The organism is Vibrio sp. J383 (assembly GCF_023503985.1).
In the GTDB taxonomy this organism is placed as follows: domain Bacteria; phylum Pseudomonadota; class Gammaproteobacteria; order Enterobacterales; family Vibrionaceae; genus Vibrio; species Vibrio splendidus.
In genome coordinates, this window is sequence record NZ_CP097293.1 from 320,109 (window position 1) to 339,720 (window position 19,612).

Here is a 19,612-nt window from a genome sequence, read left to right on the forward strand (position 1 = left end):
AGTAGCCTTTTTATTGTTAATACGACTTAGCGATTACTTATTATCAGCTAATTCTCTGTGCGCCGCTTTTGCTTCATCGACGCGAGCTAGCTTTTCTAGGTCTTTGTCTTCCACAAATACAGGTAGAGGTTTGTGTTTTTCAGCCAAGTAGCTGTAAATCACAGGCAGTACAAATAGCGTGAAGATAGTACCAATCGCTAGACCTGCAACGATTACGATACCAATACTGAAACGCTGAGCTGCACCCGCACCACTTGCGTACATCAGTGGGATTAGACCCGCGATCATCGCAGCCGTTGTCATCAGGATTGGACGAAGACGAACCTTCGCCGCTTCCATTACCGCTTCAATACGAGTCTTGTGATTGTGTAGCTGTTCTTCTTTCGCTACCTCACAGATCAAGATACCGTGCTTGGTAATCAAGCCGACCAAGGTGATCAAACCAACTTGCGAGTAGATGTTCATCGTCGCCGCACCCCAAGCCAGAGCTATTAGGGCACCACAAATCGCCAGTGGTACAGATACCATGATAACCAGTGGATCTTTTAGAGATTCAAACTGAATCGCCAATACCAAGAAGATGATAGCCAACGCTAAACCAAAGGTCGCGTAAAGTGCGCTACCTTCTGTTACGTATTGGCGTGCTTCACCCATGTAGTCATGGTTATAGCCACTTGGAAGCTTATTGGCAGCTGTGTCTTCAAACCACGCAATTGCATCACCCATTGCAGCGCCTGGAGCCGGTACCGCACCAATCGTAGCCGAGTTCAATTGGTTGAAGTGAGGAAGAGAGCGAGGCTCAGCCACAACATCAATCGTGATTAAACTGCCTAGAGGAATTGCTTTACCATCTGCGCCACGAACATAGTAGTTGTTCATCGATTCAGGGTTTAGACGGAACTTACGTTCAACTTGAGGGATAACCTCGTAAGAACGACCATTCAAGTCGATACGGTTTACGTAACCATCAGACATCATAGTACCTAGAGTGATACCGATATCTTGCATCGTCACGCCGTAAGCACCCGCTTTGTCTTTGTCGATATGGATCTTCATCGTTGCTGAGTCGTAATTCAAATCAAGATCTGAATAAACGAACAGCGGGTTTGTCGATACTTCGGCTAAGATCTCTGTCGTGATTTGGAATAGGCTCTCGAAGCTGTTCGGTGTTGTAATAACAAACTGAACAGGAAGGCCTGAACCTGCACCTGGAAGTTCTGGCATTTGGAAGGCTGTTACGGCCATACCAGGAACATCTTTCACCAAGTTACCAACACGGTTTGCTACTTCAGACTGGCTTGCTTCACGCTCACTCCATGGAACCATTGATGCGATACCAAAAGCTTGGTTTGCATTAGGAACACCTGTAAACACCTGCGCATACGCTACTTCTGGCTGATCAGACAGAAGGCTGTTTACGTCATTCATGGTGTTTTGCATGTAGTCCAAGTTCGCATTCGAAGGTGCTGTACCCATCAACATGATTACACCTTTATCTTCTGAAGGCGCTAACTCACTAGGGATGAACTTGAACAACAACGGCAAGCTTGCAAATACGATAACAGCAAAGCCAATGAATACTGGACGATGTTGCATTACCGCGCCAAGCATACGCTCATAACGGTTAGTCATACCATCCAGTACACTATGTACTTTCTTTTCAAACTTGCTCGGCTCAGCGTGAGCTTTGAGCATTTTTGAACACATCATTGGTGATAACGTCAATGCCACAATGCCCGATACAAAAACAGCACCGGCCAGAGTTAACGCAAACTCTTTAAATAGTGAGCCTGTGATACCACCCATCATTGCGATCGGTGCGTAAACCGCGCCTAGCGTTAGCGTCATTGCGATAACGGGTACTGCAATTTCACGAGTACCGATGATGGCAGCTCGGAAAGGAGACTCCCCTAATTTTATATGCCGGTCGACGTTTTCCAATACAACGATGGCATCATCAACTACTAAGCCGATAGCCAGTACCATTGCCAGTAGCGTCATTAGGTTCCAAGAGAAGCCCATCGCCTGCATTACCATAGCCACACCAATTAGAGACAGTGGGATAGTAACGATCGGGATAAGAACCGCACGGAATGAACCTAAGAACAAAGTAATTACGACCAGTACAATTAATGCCGCTTCAAGAATGGTTTTAATAACCTCTTGAATGGATTCATTAATCGCAATAGTCGAGTCATACATGATATTCATCGAGATGTTACTTGGAAGGTTCTTCTCTAATTGAGGTAGAAGCTCAAGGACATCAGCGGCAATGTTGATAGGGTTCGCACTTGGTGCCGCGTTAATTGCTGCAACAACCGCTTCCTTACCGTTTGCACTCGCTCGGTAAATATCGTGGCTTTTTTCTAAAGAAACCTTAGCGATGTCAGACAGGCGAATAATTTCACCCTCACCACTTTTAACGACTAAGTTCTCTAGCTCTTCAGTGTTTGATACTTGCGTATCGGCACTGCCGTTATAAAGAACGAATTCGCCAGTAGCTTGACCTGTCGCTGATTGGTAGTTGTTGGCATCCAATACCGACATAACATCAGTAGCGGTGAGGTTAACAGCTGCCATTTTTGATGGATCTAGCCATACGCGCAGTGCGTATTTCATACCACCATATAGGTCGACTTTAGATACACCATTTACCGTAAATAGCTGCGGGTTGATTACACGCTCTAGATAATCGGTAATTTGGCTTGATACGAGCTCATCACTGGTAAAACCAATATAAAGTACCGCGGTCGTTGAACCGGTCGACATAGTTACGGTTGGATCTTCGGCTTCTTTTGGAAGCTGAGAACGCACCGAGTTTGTCTTGGCCAGTATGTCAGACAGTGCCGCATTCGGGTCGGTGTTCAACTTCATGTTTACGGTAATAGTAGAACTACCAAGTACAGAAGAAGAAGTCATATAGTCGATATTATCCGCTTGAGCCACAGCTTGTTCGAGGGGCTGGGTGATAAAGCCTTGGATAAGATCGGCACTTGCACCGTAGTAACTCGTGGTTACGGTTACGACGGTATTCGTCATTTCAGGGTATTCACGCACCTGCATTTTGAAGATTGCTTGTAAGCCAAGCAGAGCAATCAAAAAGCTGATGGATACCGCTAGAACTGGACGTTTAATAAAAACATCAGTAAAGCGCATTGTGCCTCCAGTTACAGCTTAGGTGTTTCAGATGGTGGAGTGATTGCATCACTTTCAACAACCTTAACTTTGGCACCGTTACTTAGACGTACTTGGCCAGAAGTTACAACCGTATCGCCGGCTTTAACGCCTTCAAGGATGTGTGCAATCTCAGCGGTACGCTCACCTACTTTTACAACATGTTGAGCAACACGTTGAACGCCGTCTTCTTCCGTCAGGATGTAAACATTGTCACCATATAGAGTGAAAGTAATCGCTGTTTGAGGCAACGTTACTTGGTTCTCTAGCTTAGGCAGAATGATGTTAGCACGCGCAAACATGCCGCTACGAAGCTTGCCATCATTGTTTGGAATGTCTGCTTGAACTTGAATAAGACCACTTTGGATACTTACTGCGGGTTCAATGGCACTGATAGAGCCTTCAAACGGTTTCTCTGGGTAAGCATCAACAAAGATGTCGATAGCCTGACCAACATTGATACGAGAGATATCTGTTTGAGATACAGTAAAGCGTAGGCGCATCACGCTGGTATCTTCTAAACGAACGATATCTGTACCTGATTGCAGGTATTGACCAAGGTACACGTTACGAATACCCACTTTGCCATCGAAAGGAGCACGAATTTCACGGCGTTCGATAGATGCTTTTAGGCTTTCAATATCAGCAGACAGAGAGTAGTAATTTGCTTCTGCTTCATCGTATGCTTCTTTTGAAATAGAACCTTTCTTATACAGGCCTTGGTAGCGTTTGTATTTTGCTTTTGCCGCAGGCAGGCGAGCTTCAGAACTCTTTAGATTTGCCTTTTCTACGCCAGAATCAAGACGAACAAGAAGTTGGTCATTTTTAACATCAGTACCAGAACCAAAAGAGATTTGGTCAATAACACCGCTGGTTTCATTTGCTAGCGTGACACCTTGGTTAGGTTCGATGAAGCCGATAGCTTCAATTACTGGAACCCAGTCGATCGGCTGAACTTCAGTAACCGTTACTGGAAACTCTGGTTCAGGGCGGTTGGCCATATACTCAGCAATTTTTTGTTGTTTGAACATGTTGAACCCAATAACGCTGCCGAAAAGAAGTACAGCGATGAGTAACATGAAGAAAGTCCACTTTTTCATTATGGTCAAAACTCCGATCTAGTGTTTAATTATTGCATCCCAACTGGCTTCTATTGCAGATTCTAGTTCTGCCTCGTCGAGTTGGTAAAATCCTAAAGAATGCTTTCGCGCTAGAGATACACTAGCCGCTAAGCTCAAGCCGCTTAATACTTCATTATCAAGTGGTTTAAACAGTCCTTGCTCTTTACCCTCATTAAATAGCAGCTCAACTTGGGCAAACATTTTACGTTCTAGTTCCCTGAAGTTTAGGCTATTTGTGATGGGCAGTGAGTCATATTGAACCCGATTTTTTATCGCGGCTAAGTTCGTTCCCGCTAAGTTCCATATGTTCAACCACATAGTACGGTAGCGTTGTTTAATTGGATCCGAATCATCAACCCCTTCTTGAACAGCATCTGCTACTCGTTGAGTCACGAGCACTCGAACATCATCTATCAAGTGGTCTTTATCGTCGAAGTAGCGGTAGATAGTGCCTGCAGCAACTCCCGCCTCTTTGGCTAATTTTTGCATTGAAAGGCCTTGAAAGCCGACCTCCGCAATGAGCTTTTCAGCGGCAGAAAGTATTTGTTGGCGTTTATCCTGAGGTGCATGAGTTGTCATTATTCCATCACCAGTGAATGAACGTTCATTCATTATAGCCCAAGAACCATACACATGTGCAACAAAGTTTTACACAAGTCGCGTAAAAATCTTGTATAAGAGAACGTAGCATTCGTGGTGTTGCAGCATTATTATAGGCGCGCAATTGAATTCGCCCCTCTAGACCAAATTGAGAATCAAATGAGACTGAACCCAAGACAAGATGAAGCCGTGAAGTATGTTTCTGGTCCCTGCTTAGTATTAGCGGGCGCTGGATCGGGTAAAACACGTGTTATCACCAACAAGATTGCTTACTTGGTTCAAGAGTGTGGCTACAAGGCTCGTAATATTGCAGCGGTAACCTTTACCAATAAAGCGGCACGCGAGATGAAAGAGCGTGTGGGTCAAACTCTGGGTAAAGGTGAATCTAAAGGTCTAATCGTTTCAACGTTCCATACCATGGGTTTAACTATCATTCGCCGAGAATACAAAGCGCTGGGTTTGAAAGCGGGCTTCTCGTTATTTGATGACCAAGATCAGTTAGCTCTACTTAAAGAACTAACTGAAACACAGATCGATGGTGATAAGGATCTGCTGCGTTCTTTGATGAGTACCATCTCAAATTGGAAGAATGACATGCTGACGCCAGATCAAGCGAAAGCAAGAGCTCAAGGTGAACAAGAACAGTTGTTTGCATTCTGTTTTGAGATGTATCAGAAACAGATGAAAGCCTATAACGCACTCGATTTTGATGATCTGATTGCGATGCCAGTATTGTTACTGAAAACCAATCAAGAAGTGCGTGAACGCTGGCAGTCTCGTATTCGTTATTTGCTGGTCGATGAATATCAAGATACCAACACTAGCCAATATGAGTTGGTTCGTTTACTGGTGGGAGAACGTGGTCGTTTGACGGTCGTAGGTGATGATGATCAATCTATTTACTCATGGCGTGGCGCAAAACCACAAAACTTGGTTTTGCTAGGTGAGGATTACCCGAACCTACGCTTGATCAAACTAGAGCAAAACTACCGCTCGACCAGTCGAATTTTGCGAGCAGCGAACATCTTGATCGCCAACAATCCGCACGTCTATGAGAAGTCACTGTTCTCTGAGATCCCAGATGGTGAAAAGCTCAAGGTATTAAATGCTAAGAATGAAGAGCATGAAGCAGAGCGTATTACCGGTGAGATCATCGCCCACAAGTTTTTGAATCGCACAGAATACAAAGATTACGCAGTGCTTTACCGAGGTAACCACCAATCTCGCTTGATTGAAAAAGCCTTGATGCAGAACCGTGTGCCTTACAAAATCTCAGGCGGTACATCCTTTTTCGCCAGAGCAGAAATTAAAGACATCATGGCTTACCTACGTGTGTTGGTGAATCCTGATGATGACAACGCCTTTTTGCGTATTGTAAACACACCACGTCGTGAGATCGGCCCAGTTACGCTTGAAAAATTAGGCAGCTACGCCAACATGCGCGGTAAAAGCCTGTTTGAAGCCAGCTTCGAAATGGGCTTAGAGCAAACTCTGACGGGCCGGGGTTTGGAAAACCTGCGTCGTTTCAGCGATTGGATTGTTCGTATCTCGGATAATGCAGAGCGTGGTAATACAGTTGAGGCGGTTCGCTCTTTGGTTCGTGACATTAATTACGAAGATTGGCTCTACGAAACCTCTCCAAGCCCGAAAGCCGCTGAAATGCGAATGAAAAACGTGTCTGATCTCTATAGCTGGATTGTGGCCGACCTCGAAGGTGACAACTATGATAAAGAAGAGAAGACGCTACGAGAGGTTGTTCAACGTTTAACTTTACGCGACATGATGGAGCGCGGGGAAGATAATGACGATGCAGACCAAGTTCAACTAATGACATTGCACGCTTCGAAAGGCCTAGAGTTTCCGTATGTATTCTTGATGGGGGCCGAAGAGGGCATCTTGCCACACCAAACCAGTGTTGATGAAGGTAATGTAGAAGAAGAGCGTCGTCTTATGTATGTAGGGATTACGCGAGCGCAGAAAGAGCTGACTTTTACTAAGTGTCGTGAACGTCGTCAGTATGGTGAATTGATTAAGCCAACACAAAGCCGCTTCCTTGACGAGTTGCCGCATGATGATGTGGAGTGGGAAAGCGTTAAGAAACCACAATCCGCTGAAGAAAGAATGGAAAAAGGACAGGCACACATTGCTAATATTCGTGCGATGTTCAATAAGAAGTAATGCTCTGCTTTTATAGCACTATGTATAGAAGCCAATAAAAAAGGTGACCATGAGGTCACCTTTTTTGAATCTGGCATTTTTAATTACAGACCAGCAATCATGTGCTCGATAGCATCTTTGATTTCGTCGTCTGAACAGTCCATACATGAACCTTTCGCTGGCATTGCATTAAAGCCGTTGATTGCGTGGTTAGCTAGGATATCGCGACCTTGAGCAATACGAGGTCCCCAATCACCAGCATCACCTGTTTTAGGTGCGCCACTTACGCCAGATGCGTGACAAGCGATACAAAAGGTACCATAAACTGTTGCGCCATCACGAGGGCCTGTTGGTTCTGCGACTACTGGTTCGCTGCCGACTAGGTAAACTTGACCAACTGGTTTGATGCGTTCAGCAATTGCATCTTGCTCTGCTTCGCTAAGGCCTGAAGCCATTGCGCCAGTTGAAAAGGTTAAAACTGCGATGACAACGCTTAAAATTCGACGAGACATATCCATTAAACTCACTTTACATTCCCAAGGTAAGTACGTGCTTACCAATTTATAGTGTTGGAGGGTGTTTTGGCTTCACCAGCAAAGAGCAACTGTTAAACCAATGTAAATAATGGGTGATTATATCCCGATAAGTTGTTGCAATAAACAACAACTTATAAGCTGTGGCGGGTTGTAGTACTCAAATAAGGGGTTTATCACATATTAACTGTCGAAAAAGAGACCAAACAGAAAAAAAAGTTAAAAAAGTACTAGACGGCATTGGGTGATATACGTATTATTCCACTCCGCCGACAGGGCATGCGCCTGTAGCTCAGCTGGATAGAGCGTTGGCCTCCGGAGCCAAAGGCCGAAGGTTCGAATCCTTTCAGGCGCGCCATCCGGTCTCTTACTTCGGTAAGTGAGAAATTGGCAAAAAAGAAATAATGGTGGCTATAGCTCAGTTGGTAGAGCCCTGGATTGTGATTCCGGTGGTCGCGAGTTCGAATCTCGTTAGCCACCCCATTCTTTCTTTACAAAATATCGGTAGCTTCGGCTTCCAGTGTTGATTCATTATTCCCAAGAGTCGATACAAAATTAGTCGGTGAATAGCGCAGCTTGGTAGCGCATCTGGTTTGGGACCAGAGGGTCGGGGGTTCGAATCCCTCTTCACCGACCACTATTTCAATAATCGCTTGTTAAGCGGTTATATAAAAAATTAGTGGTGGCTATAGCTCAGTTGGTAGAGCCCTGGATTGTGATTCCGGTGGTCGCGAGTTCGAATCTCGTTAGCCACCCCATTAATTTTGGTAGCTTCTTTGAAGTTCCCAGTTTGAGAAATCAAACGAAACGTCTCGGTGAATAGCGCAGCTTGGTAGCGCATCTGGTTTGGGACCAGAGGGTCGGGGGTTCGAATCCCTCTTCACCGACCACCTTAAGAAGCCCCGTCAGAAATGACGGGGCTTTTTTACGTCTGGAATTTAGATAATTTGGTGCCAAGAGGGCCGTGGGCTGGATCGCCAGTCCGCAGGGAGCCCTGCCGCGCCTCTCTTAACCGACTATATTAAGAAGCCGAAGCCTCAGTCGAAAGGACTGGGGCTTTTTACGTTTGGAGTTTAGGTGGTTTGGGTTCAGAGAGCTGCGACTTGAATCGCCAGCTCGGCGGTTCGTCAAGCCACAGGAAGCGCTTCCGTGCCGAATCTCTCTTTATTTACCACAATAGAGGCTTCAGTCGAAAGGTTGAGATTTTTGACATCTGTCGTTGAAGTTATTCTTGATTTTGAATACTGATACCCTAAATATTTCAACGTCTTGCTTGATGTGGCCTTCATAAAATCCATCCTTTGTATCAGGAGAACTCTTACCTTCTTTCTAGATTATCGCGCCTTTCTAGAGGTGTCGGCTTTATTAAATGAGCTGATCGATATCTGATTTTATATAAAATTCACCGCCAATCATTCGACAAATTAATAGGTTTGGTCTAAAGATTTCTATGAAAAGTGAAATTTGACGTTAAATATGTTCTCTAAGGCCTGTATTTGACAGTTTTCTTTACATCAAGTCGCTCAAAATCGTCTCCATTTTAGTAAGTCTTTCGTTTCACTGGTTGGTATTCGCTGAAATGATGTTAGGGGTAATATATATGGTTAATATGCTTCTATCTGGTTGTTTTGTTTGCTTAAATGACAAAAATTAGCGTTTGTTTCTATAGTGTTAATTGTTTTTTGGAATAATTATTTGTTTTTAGTGACTGGTAGTGAGATCTGCTTTTAACCATAGTTTTAACTCTACAAGTAAGTGGTAGTAAGGGATTTGTGAGTATTTATTATCGACAATAGAATGTTGATTTTTATTACTATATGCTCTCTGGGTGAATAGTTATGTGGTGCTTTTGCTTGTTAAGCGTTTAATGTCGACTTTTTATCCTATTTTTGTTGCTTTTCTGTGAATTATTTGCCAAATTGTCAACCGTATAAAATATCAGAACAATATTCTGGTAAGAATGGATTCAATTTTGCAGACAGGGCAGAGAGCTGCCAAAGCAGTAGAGGTCTGGTAATGTCACTTTTAGAAGTAAAAAATCTTCGTATCGAATACCCATCTCGTCATGGAGTTCACGCAGCAGTAAAATCGCTTTCGTTCAACATTGAACGTGGTGAGATTGTTGGCGTTGTAGGGGAGTCTGGTGCCGGTAAATCAACAGTAGGCAATGCTGTGATCGATCTACTGAGCCCTCCTGGTCGCATTGCTAGCGGCGAGGTATTTTTGGATGGCGAAAAAGTCTCTGGCCTATCTCCTGAACAGATGCGTTCTGTTCGCGGCTCAAAGATTGGTTTTATCTTCCAAGACCCAATGACTTCTCTTAACCCTCTATTCACAGTAGAGCAGCAGTTAAAAGAAACGATTCATGCCAACATGAAGGTTTCGGATCAAGAAGCTTACCAACGCTCATTAGACTTGATGAACCAAGTTGGTATTCCGCAACCAGAAAACCGTTTAAAGCAGTACCCACACCAATTCTCTGGCGGTATGCGTCAGCGTGTTGTTATCGCGATCGCATTGGCCGGTGAACCTGACCTGATCATCGCCGATGAACCAACAACCGCTCTAGACGTATCTATCCAAGACCAAATCTTAGGCCTGATTCGCGATCTATGTATTAAGAAAAACGTAGGTTGTATGTTGGTAACCCACGATATGGGTGTTGTGTCTAACGTGACTGACCGTGTTGCGGTTATGTACCGTGGTGATTTAGTTGAGTTTGGCCCGACGGCGAAAGTCCTTGGTACTCCTGAACACCCTTACACGCACAGTCTTATCTCAGCGGTTCCGCGTTCAGATCGTAAACTCGATCGTTTCCCTCTTGTGAGTTACATCGAAGAAGCGCACGAGATGGAACCACTTGATGTGAAAAACCACTGGTTAGGTCAAAGCCAAGATCACCGTGATTACACTGGCCCGCTGTTGAATGTTGAAAACGTCAACTTACGCTTTACCACCAAGGATTCTTTCTTTGAGAGTCGTCGTGAGTACGTTCAGGCGTCAAACAATGTGAGCTTTGAAGTACACGAAGGTGAAACTTTTGGTCTTGTGGGTGAATCTGGTTCGGGTAAATCAACGATTGCTCGTGTGATTGCTGGCTTGTACGCACCCAACTCAGGCAAAGTGACCTTTGAAGGCATTGACCTTACTGGGCTTAAGTCTGAGAAAGAGCGTCGCCCAATGCGTCGCCAAATGCAGATGGTGTTCCAAAACCCATACACATCAATGAACCCTCGAATGAAGATCTTCGACATCATTGCTGAACCTATTCGATTCCATAAGCTTACGCGCAACGAGAATGAAACTCGTCAGATCGTTCACGACCTGCTAGAGCACGTTGGTTTAGGCAAGATGGCTGGAGTTAAATACCCACACGAATTCTCAGGTGGCCAACGTCAGCGTATTTCTATCGCTCGCGCCTTGGCAACTCGCCCACGTCTTCTGATTTGTGATGAACCTACGTCGGCGTTGGATGTGTCGGTACAGGCTCAGATTCTTAATCTATTAAAAGACTTACAAGACGAGCTCAACCTAACCATGCTGTTCATCAGTCACGATTTACCGGTTATTCGTCAAATGTGTGATCGTGTTGGTGTGATGCAAATGGGAGAACTATTGGAAGTAGCGCCAACAGAGCAGCTGTTCCAATCGCCTCAGCATGAATACAGCAAACACCTAATTTCTTTAATGCCTGAATTTACGGGTTTAAGAGAAGAAAAAGCAGTGGCAAAAGCCGCGATATAAAAATCAGCAGGCTGGAGTTTGGCTTGCTAAAAACAATAAACAGACGCAAATACAACAACTAGGGATCTGGATTCCCGCATGAAGGAGTTATGCAATGAAAACCATGAAAAGCAAATTAGCAGTAGCTTTAATGGCAGCTGGCCTAAGCTTTAGTGCAGCAGCAGCAGATATTACCGTTGGCTACGCAGCTGACCCAGTATCACTTGACCCGCACGAGCAGCTGTCTGGTGGCACACTGCAAATGTCTCACATGGTGTTTGACCCTCTAGTACGTTTCACTCAAGAGATGGATTTTGAAGGCCGCCTAGCATCTAGCTGGGAGCGTGTTGATGATACGACTTTCCGTTTTAATCTACGTAAAGGTGTGAAATTCCACTCTGGTAACGAACTGACTGCTGATGATGTTGTGTGGACTTTTGAACGTCTACAAGCTTCTCCAGACTTTAAGTCTATCTTCACGCCATACGAAAAAATGGTAAAAGTGGATGACTACACAGTTGAGCTAATATCAAAAGCGGCTTACCCACTAGTACTACAAACAGCAACTTACATCTTCCCAATGGACAGCAAGTTCTACTCTGGTCAAACAGCGGAAGGTAATGATAAATCTGAGCTAGTTAAGCACGGTAACTCGTTCGCTTCGACTAACGTTTCAGGTACTGGCCCATTCATCGTAACTCAACGTGAGCAAGGCGTTAAAGTAACGTTCGAACGTTTCAACGATTACTGGGACACAGAAACTGAAGGCAACGTAGACAAGCTAACACTTGTGCCAATCAAAGAAGATGCAACGCGTGTAGCAGCACTTCTTTCTGGTGATGTGGATATGATTCACCCTGTAGCACCAAACGATCACAAGCGTGTTAAAAACGCTAAGAACATCGATCTAGTAACGCTACCTGGTACTCGTATTATTACGTTCCAAATGAACCAAAACAGCAACGAAGCACTGAAAGATGTGCGCGTTCGTCAAGCAATCGTTCATGCGATTAACAATGAAGGTATTGTTAAGAAAATCATGAAAGGTTTCGCGACAGCTGCTGGTCAGCAAAGCCCAACAGGCTACGCGGGTCACAACGAAGATCTAGTTCCTCGTTACGATCTGAAAAAAGCGAAAGAGCTGATGAAAGAAGCGGGCTACGAAGATGGCTTTACACTAACTATGGCAGCGCCTAACAACCGTTACGTGAACGATGCGAAAGTAGCGCAAGCGTCTGCGGCAATGCTGTCTAAGATTGGTATCAAAGTTGATCTTAAGACGATGCCTAAAGCACAGTACTGGCCTGAGTTTGACCTATGTTCAGCAGACATGATGATGATCGGCTGGCACTCAGATACAGAAGATTCAGCTAACTTCAACGAGTTCCTAACAATGACTCGTAACGAAGAAACGGGCCGTGGTCAATACAACTGTTCTGGTTACTCAAACCCAGAAATGGATGCGATTGTAGAAGCTTCTAACACTGAAACTGACCCTGTGAAGCGTTCTAAGATGCTGAAAGGCGTTGAAGCAACACTTTACAACGATGCAGTATTCGTACCTCTACACTGGCAAAGTGAAGCGTGGGGCGCGAAATCTAACGTAGGTGCAGCAGACGTAGTAAACCCAATGGTTATGCCTTACTTCGGCGACCTAGTTGTAAAATAATCTAGCTTGCTAGAATCGAGAGCCTGAAGCTTTCAGGCTCTCAATATTATTAAGATATAGATTTAAGTTTCGGTATTTGGTCTTCCTTCAGTCTGGCTAAATACCTTTTTTAAGACTGAATTTTTTGTTGTCTAGTCGCGGATTTCGATTAGACAGTCATGGATAGATAAGGGGCAAGGAATGGTTACGTTTCTGGTCAAGCGCCTGTTTCAGGCACTGATAGTGATGTTTGTGATCAGTTTGGTGGCGTTTGCCATTCAGGATAACCTGGGCGACCCGTTACGTGAGTTAGTCGGTCAATCTGTTTCAGAGGCGGAGCGTCAAGCGCTACGCGATGAACTCGGCTTAAATGATCCCTTCGTTACAAAATATACTCGCTTTATAGGCGCAGCCCTACAAGGTGATCTTGGTACTTCATATTTCTTTAAACGCCCTGCTGTGGACGTAATTTTAGACAAATTGGTCGCGACGCTTGAACTTGTGTTTGGTGCTTCTCTGATTATTGTTTGTCTGTCGATTCCATTAGGCGTTTATTCTGCAATACACCCAAAAAGTTTCTTCACTAAATTGGTCATGGCGGGCAGTAGTATCGGCATCTCGGTACCTGTTTTCTTAACTGCAATCATGCTGATGTATGTCTTCTCTATCGAGTTAGGCTGGCTACCGTCCTTTGGTCGTGGTGATACTGCAAACTGGTTTGGTTGGGAGTCTGGCTTCTTAACGCTCGATGGCCTTGCACACTTAGTACTGCCGAGTATTGCTCTAGCATCTATCATGCTGCCTCTGTTTATTCGTCTAGTTCGTTCTGAAATGCTAGAAGTTCTAAGTTCTGAATACATTAAGTTTGGTAAAGCGAAAGGCCTAGCGCTAAACAAAATCTATTACCAACACGCATTGAAAAACACCATGCTACCGGTTCTTACTGTTGGTGGTGTTCAGATTGGTACTATGGTGGCATACACCATTCTTACTGAAACGGTTTTCCAGTGGCCCGGTACAGGTTTCTTATTTTTAGAAGCGATCAACCGTGTAGATACACCACTGATTACCGCATACGTTATTTTTGTTGGTCTTATTTTCGTAGTGACTAACACGATTGTTGATTTGCTTTACGGTGTTATCAACCCAACCGTTAACATCACAGGGAAAGGAGCATAATCATGGAACAGACATCGACAGTGCCGTCTCGCTGGGAACGTTTTAAGCAATCAGACATTGTGTATTACTTCTTACGCGACAAAGTGGCAATGGTGAGTTTCGCCATTTTCTCAATCTTTTTAGTGATGGCATTAGCAGCACCTATTCTAGCGCCAACAGACCCGTACGACGTGACATCGATTGATATCATGGATTCAGAGCTTCCACCATCATGGATGGAAGATGGCGAAGAACGTTTCTTGCTCGGAACGGATGAGCAAGGCCGTGATATTTTATCGACTATGCTTTACGGTTCGCGTTTATCACTGACCATTGGTTTCTTAGCGGTAGGCCTACAACTGACGCTTGGTATCATCATTGGCTTGTCTGCGGGTTATTTCGGTGGCCGTATTGATAGTTTCTTGATGCGTTTCGCTGATGTTCAGCTTTCGTTCTCAACCATGATGGTTGCGATCATTGTCTCGGCCATCTTTAAGGCTAGCTTCGGCAGTGACTTCTATGCGCAATATGCCGTTGTTATGCTGGTGGTGATCATCGGTATTGCTGAATGGCCGCAGTATGCTCGTACGATTCGTGCATCGGTATTAGCTGAGAAGAAGAAAGAATACGTGGAAGCGGCGCGTGTGATGGGCTTTAGAGCGCCTCGCATCATGTTCCGTCATATTCTGCCTAACTGTTTATCTCCAATTTTGGTTATCTCTACGGTACAGGTGGCAAATGCCATCATGTCAGAAGCGGCACTTTCTTTCCTAGGTTTAGGTCTTCCGGTAGACCAACCATCACTGGGTGCTCTGATCAGTACAGGTTTTAACTACATTTTCTCAGGAGCATGGTGGATCACAGCATTCCCAGGTGTGCTTTTGATAACATTGGTTCTAGTTATTAACCTATTAGGCGACTGGTTACGTGACGTGTTTAACCCTAAAATTTATAAAGGGTGATAGCTCTGATTGATTTTTAGATAAAAAAGTCACTAAATTAAGAGCCGTAAGCAATTACGGCTCTTTTTTTGCTTAATGGATCTGGAACTTAGTATCATTGATAGTGTCAATAATACTTAAAATGGAATTCATGTTTTATCGACATAGATTCGGTAATAATTAGCCCGTAAGGGTTTAAGTGGTGGTTATGAAATTGACAATGAATGCTGTATGTCGTGCTGTGACGAGAAATTATCGTATGGGGCTTATCGCTGCATCCCTTTTGGTCTCGAGCCAAGTGAGTGCAGAGTCGGTTCTATGTGATGCAACTCAGGCAAGCACTAACCAATTACCACAGCTAGAGCAATCATGTCCTATCGGCAAGGGTGTTTGGGGGAGTAAGGCGCCTAAACGTCATTCAGATAACGAGCTGTTTTGGGTTCAATGTGGTCTGCTGAATAAGCCTTTGTCACTGAACCGAGCAAAGCCCCTATATGAAAAAATCTCGACCAACGTTTGGATGAAGCCTGAAGGCGGAGACTATCGTTGCTTAATCGGACCTTATTCTACCTTCTCTGATGCGAGAAAAGACCTAGCTCAGGTGCGCAAGGTTCCCGGTTATGGTGAAGCCTTTATTCGCATGGTCGATAAGTCGAAAACCTCATCACAGCCTATCGTTGCAAAACCGGCAGAGTCAAAATCTGTAAAGCCTAAGGCCCCTGTAAAACCAAAACCAGCTCCGAAACCTGTGGCTGCGAAGCAAGCGGCAGCGGTAACGAGTGCTGCAGCTATTCAGGCGCTACCAAGCGGTAACGCGAATTCAGACAACGATTTGGAAATCGAAATCCGTGTGACAGCCAATGTTGCGGGTAGCCAATATGCGATTCCTTACCTTCTAGACCATCAGCAGCAGTTCTATATGGAACAAGGCAAGCCTTGGAGTCGTCTAGATTACGATAGCGCTGAATTAGTGTGTAATCAGGTTAACATGAAGCTGATGACTGAAAAGCAATGGCAGAGCATCTTGAGCTCAAAGGTTATGGAAAAACAGAACTGGCCAATGCATCTCCCTTATTGGGGCGCAGATAAGAAAGGTCTGTTTACCAACGGAAACGTAAACCAATTGAAAGGTTCTTCACTGCTTAATGTGATGTGCGTGAAATAACGAACACCCGTTGTAATACCAAATAAGCCTCAGCCATTGCTGGGGCTTTGTTGTTTATGCACCTTCTACACCTTCTTTTTTCAACATCGGTTCGACTTCTGGACACCCTTTCTTCATACGAATTTGACTAAAAATCGCTATAAATTGTTCAAATAGAGTAGTTGATGCGTAGAAAACCATAACTCAAGCAATAAGGTGATTGAGATTATGAGTTTAAAAAAACGATTAGAAGACGTGGCTCCACGCTTCGAAGCTGGAGGGAAGTACGAAAAGCTTTACCCTGTGTATGAAGCGTTCGCCACCATATTTTATACGCCCGGCAACGTAAACCGAGGCCAGACCCATGTTAGAGACAGTATTGATCTCAAACGAATCATGATTCTGGTGTGGCTAGCGACCTTTCCCGCGATGTTTTGGGGGATGTATAACGTCGGACACCAAAGCTTCCTCGCATTAACATCCAGTTATCAACTCAATGAGCTTACCTCGGTTATCGAAAGTAGTTGGCGCTTGTCGTGGGCATTTGGCGATGTGCAGTCATTGATAGCAAGTGGCTGGGCAAGTCAGATGTTACTTGGTGCACTCTATTTTCTACCTGTTTATGCCACGGTGTTTGTTGTGGGTGGCTTCTGGGAGGTCTTGTTTGCAGTCGTTCGTAAGCACGAAGTTAATGAAGGCTTCTTTGTTAGTTCGGTGCTGTTTGCACTAATCCTCCCGCCAACCATTCCGCTCTGGCAAGCCGCATTAGGTATCACTTTTGGTATCGTTGTCGCCAAAGAGCTGTTCGGTGGTACAGGACGAAACTTTCTTAACCCTGCACTAGCAGGCCGTGCATTTCTCTACTTCGCATATCCAGTCAATATGTCGGGTGGCTTAGTTTGGGTCGCGGCTGACGGCTATTCGGGCGCGACGCCGCTCAGTCAATGGTATGAAGGTGGTAGTACTTCGTTAATCAACAATATGACTGGCGAAGCGATAACTTGGATGGATGCGTTTATCGGTAATATTCCGGGCTCGATGGGTGAGGTTTCTTCACTGTTGATTATGCTGACCGGTTTGATTCTGATTTTTATGAATATAGCTTCTTGGCGAATTGTTGCTGGAGTCATTATTGGCCTTGTGGTGACTTCTAGTTTGATGAACTGGATCGGATCCGAAACCAATTCTATGTTTTCGATGCCGTTCTATTGGCACTTTGTGTTGGGCGGGGTCGCCTTTGGTACGTTCTTTATGGCGACCGACCCAGTATCAGCAGCCTTTACCAATAACAGTAAATGGGCTTACGGGATTCTTATCGGCGTGATGACGGTTGGTATTCGAGTGCTCAACCCTGCTTATCCAGAGGGCATCATGTTGGCCATTCTGTTCGCCAACTTGTTCGCACCACTGTTCGACTTTATCGTCAAAGAGCAAAATATCAAACGCAGACTGAAACGGACATTGCGTTGATGTAAGCGTAGAAGAGGAAAATTGACGCCCATAAGAAAGGCTTGCATTGATGCAAGCGTTTCAATTTTTGCCGCGATTGATTTGAAGTTGATTTAACTCCACTTCAAATCAATCTCGAACGGCTGTGTGTTGTCACAATGCTCACCGCACATTTCATCATAAGCGCTGTTATGGATAAGTGTCGCCGATGCTACACCTTGGTCACTAAAGTGATCGCGTGCTTGGTTTACACTCAAAAACTTCATTGGGTGCTGGTGGTTATCTTTGATTAATTGCTTTTGCTCGTCAATAACTTGGTAAGCCAAGTAGATCCCGCCTTCAAATGATTCAATTAGTAGATTCATCACAAACTCCATTGTTGTTCTAGATAGGTCAGTACCTGTGTTACGTGGAGTTGGGAAGTAAGGTTCAAGAGGGGGCATAAAAAAAGCAGGCACAAGGCCTGCTTTTTAAGAGTTATCAACAAAAGGCGTTGATTATCTCATGGTAACAAACTCTTCTGAGCCAGTTGGGTGAATCGCCACAACAGAGTCGAAATCTGCTTTGGTTGCGCCCATTTTCATTGCAACGCCGAAGCCTTGAATCATTTCGTCAACAGTAAAACCGATGCCGTGTAGGCCGACTACAGTCTCTTCTTCGCCAGCACATACTAGCTTCATCTTACAAGGTTGACGGTGCTGAGTGACTGCAGTGTACATTGCAGTAAAACCAGACGTGTATACCTTGATGTTGTCTTTGCCGTATTGCTCTTCAGCTTCTTGAGTCGTTAGACCAATGGTGCCGATAGGTGGGTGGCTGAATACAACAGTAGGAACCAGCGTGTAGTCCATTTTTGCGTTTGTTTGACCGTTGAATAGACGCTCAGAAAGCTGACGACCGGCTTTAACAGCAACAGGAGTTAGCTCGATACTGCCTTCCATGATGTCGCCAACACAGTAGATGCCAGGAACGTTGGTTGCTTGGAACTCGTCTACTTTGATGTAGCCACGGTCGTTAGTTGCAACACCCGTTGATGCTAGGTTGATAGCGTCAGTCGCTGGGTGGCGGCCGATAGCCCAAATTAGGTGGTCAACGTTTTGAGTGTTGCCGTTCTCTAGGTGCAGAGTCAGCGTGCCATCTGCTTCTTTCACTACTTCTTTAGGAACAGAGTGCGTGTGAAGTGTTGGACCTTCCGCTTCCATTACTTCAACCAGTGTTTCAACGATCATTGGGTCGAAGCTGCGAAGTGGTGACTCTTTACGACAGAACAAGTGTGTCTCTGTGCCAAGTGCACTTAGTACGCCTGCGATTTCTACTGCGATGTAGCCTGCGCCGATTACAGCAACACGTTTAGGTTGCTCCATCAGATCGAAGAAACCGTTTGAGTCGATACCGTGCTCTGCGCCAGGGATGTTTGGAATGGTTGGACGACCACCCACTGCGATCAGGATGTGATCAGCTGTGTAGTGTTCACCGTTAACTTCAACGGTTTTTTCATCTACAAACTTAGCAAAACCTTTGATTACGTTTATTTTGTTGTTACCCAAAACGCGATCGTAAGATTGGTGGATACGACCAATGTACGCTTGACGGTTTTCAACCAGTTTGCCCCAGTTGAAGCCTTTTACGTCAACGTCGAAGCCGTAGTCTTTTGAATATAGGTTGATTGCTTCAGCAACTTGAGCACCGTGCCACATAACCTTTTTAGGAACACAACCAACGTTTACACAAGTACCACCAAGGTCTTGAGCTTCGATAAGTGCAACTTTTGCACCGTGCATTGCTGCGCGGTTAGCTGATGCGATGCCGCCTGAACCGCCGCCGATACAGATGTAATCAAAATGAGTCGCCATTACTTTCTCCATTTATTGAAGGTTGTGGGTACAGTGAGCGCACTGAACACCTACGTCCTATAGATTCTTAAATTGTCTAATTATTATATTGAGGGCAGATTGGTTGAACTC

Annotated in this window: 14 protein-coding genes and 5 tRNA genes; 12 read left to right on the top strand and 7 right to left on the bottom strand. The window is 44.8% G+C overall.

Annotation, left to right across the window (positions count from 1 at the left end; genetic code table 11):
- Positions 1–33: 33 nt before the first annotated feature.
- Genes M4S28_RS01515 through M4S28_RS01525 form a run of 3 tightly spaced genes read right to left on the bottom strand, consistent with a single transcriptional unit; the run spans position 34 to position 4,874 of the window.
- Positions 34–3,156 (bottom strand): multidrug efflux RND transporter permease subunit, encoded by a 3,123-nt coding sequence (locus tag M4S28_RS01515; RefSeq protein ID WP_102448433.1) that lies wholly within the window; start codon positions 3,154–3,156, stop codon positions 34–36.
- A gap of 11 nt (positions 3,157–3,167) precedes the next feature.
- Positions 3,168–4,274, bottom strand: coding sequence for an efflux RND transporter periplasmic adaptor subunit (locus M4S28_RS01520; protein WP_004735789.1), 1,107 nt, complete (start codon positions 4,272–4,274; stop codon positions 3,168–3,170).
- Between the two features lie 18 nt (positions 4,275–4,292).
- A complete protein-coding gene (locus M4S28_RS01525; RefSeq protein ID WP_198137852.1) occupies positions 4,293–4,874 on the bottom strand; it encodes a TetR/AcrR family transcriptional regulator in 582 nt (193 codons plus the stop codon).
- A gap of 180 nt (positions 4,875–5,054) precedes the next feature.
- On the opposite strand from M4S28_RS01525, the gene rep reads away from it, so the two are divergent.
- Complete coding sequence (gene rep, locus M4S28_RS01530) at positions 5,055–7,073, top strand: DNA helicase Rep (RefSeq protein WP_004735791.1); 2,019 nt, start codon at positions 5,055–5,057, stop codon at positions 7,071–7,073.
- Between the two features lie 83 nt (positions 7,074–7,156).
- On the opposite strand, the gene M4S28_RS01535 is transcribed toward rep, so the two are convergent.
- Positions 7,157–7,570: a c-type cytochrome gene (locus M4S28_RS01535; protein ID WP_004735792.1), complete on the bottom strand. Its 414-nt coding sequence runs from the start codon at positions 7,568–7,570 to the stop codon at positions 7,157–7,159.
- 296 nt (positions 7,571–7,866) lie between these two features.
- On the opposite strand from M4S28_RS01535, the gene M4S28_RS01540 reads away from it, so the two are divergent.
- The 5 genes from M4S28_RS01540 to M4S28_RS01560 all read left to right on the top strand — a co-directional run bounded on the left by M4S28_RS01540 (position 7,867) and on the right by M4S28_RS01560 (position 8,475).
- Positions 7,867–7,943 (top strand) — tRNA-Arg (locus M4S28_RS01540).
- 49 nt (positions 7,944–7,992) lie between these two features.
- Positions 7,993–8,068 (top strand) — tRNA-His (locus M4S28_RS01545).
- A gap of 77 nt (positions 8,069–8,145) precedes the next feature.
- A tRNA-Pro gene (locus tag M4S28_RS01550) sits at positions 8,146–8,222 on the top strand.
- Between the two features lie 45 nt (positions 8,223–8,267).
- Positions 8,268–8,343: transfer RNA gene (locus tag M4S28_RS01555), tRNA-His, on the top strand.
- A gap of 55 nt (positions 8,344–8,398) precedes the next feature.
- Positions 8,399–8,475, top strand: a tRNA-Pro gene (locus M4S28_RS01560).
- A 237-nt stretch (positions 8,476–8,712) separates the two neighbouring features.
- On the opposite strand, the gene M4S28_RS01565 is transcribed toward M4S28_RS01560, so the two are convergent.
- Entirely contained in the window at positions 8,713–8,874 is a 162-nt protein-coding gene (locus tag M4S28_RS01565) for a hypothetical protein (protein WP_171315471.1), read from the bottom strand.
- 727 nt (positions 8,875–9,601) lie between these two features.
- Here M4S28_RS01565 and M4S28_RS01570 point away from each other — a divergent pair.
- The 6 genes from M4S28_RS01570 to M4S28_RS01595 all read left to right on the top strand — a co-directional run bounded on the left by M4S28_RS01570 (position 9,602) and on the right by M4S28_RS01595 (position 17,669).
- Positions 9,602–11,329, top strand: coding sequence for a dipeptide ABC transporter ATP-binding protein (locus M4S28_RS01570; RefSeq protein WP_004735537.1), 1,728 nt, complete (start codon positions 9,602–9,604; stop codon positions 11,327–11,329).
- 94 nt (positions 11,330–11,423) lie between these two features.
- Positions 11,424–12,977, top strand: a complete 1,554-nt coding sequence (locus M4S28_RS01575; RefSeq protein WP_004735538.1) for an ABC transporter substrate-binding protein — start codon at positions 11,424–11,426, stop codon at positions 12,975–12,977.
- A 180-nt stretch (positions 12,978–13,157) separates the two neighbouring features.
- Entirely contained in the window at positions 13,158–14,135 is a 978-nt protein-coding gene (locus M4S28_RS01580) for an ABC transporter permease (protein ID WP_004735540.1), read from the top strand.
- Between the two features lie 2 nt (positions 14,136–14,137).
- Positions 14,138–15,076, top strand: coding sequence for an ABC transporter permease (locus tag M4S28_RS01585; protein WP_017089048.1), 939 nt, complete (start codon positions 14,138–14,140; stop codon positions 15,074–15,076).
- Between the two features lie 187 nt (positions 15,077–15,263).
- A complete protein-coding gene (locus tag M4S28_RS01590) occupies positions 15,264–16,220 on the top strand; it encodes an SPOR domain-containing protein (protein ID WP_249632174.1) in 957 nt (318 codons plus the stop codon).
- A 207-nt stretch (positions 16,221–16,427) separates the two neighbouring features.
- A complete protein-coding gene (locus tag M4S28_RS01595) occupies positions 16,428–17,669 on the top strand; it encodes an NADH:ubiquinone reductase (Na(+)-transporting) subunit B (RefSeq protein WP_249632175.1) in 1,242 nt (413 codons plus the stop codon).
- Between the two features lie 92 nt (positions 17,670–17,761).
- On the opposite strand, the gene M4S28_RS01600 is transcribed toward M4S28_RS01595, so the two are convergent.
- Positions 17,762–18,013, bottom strand: a complete 252-nt coding sequence (locus M4S28_RS01600; RefSeq protein ID WP_076679144.1) for a DUF6482 family protein — start codon at positions 18,011–18,013, stop codon at positions 17,762–17,764.
- A 132-nt stretch (positions 18,014–18,145) separates the two neighbouring features.
- A complete protein-coding gene (gene gorA, locus M4S28_RS01605; protein WP_249632176.1) occupies positions 18,146–19,501 on the bottom strand; it encodes a glutathione-disulfide reductase in 1,356 nt (451 codons plus the stop codon).
- Between the last annotated feature and the right edge of the window lie 111 nt (positions 19,502–19,612).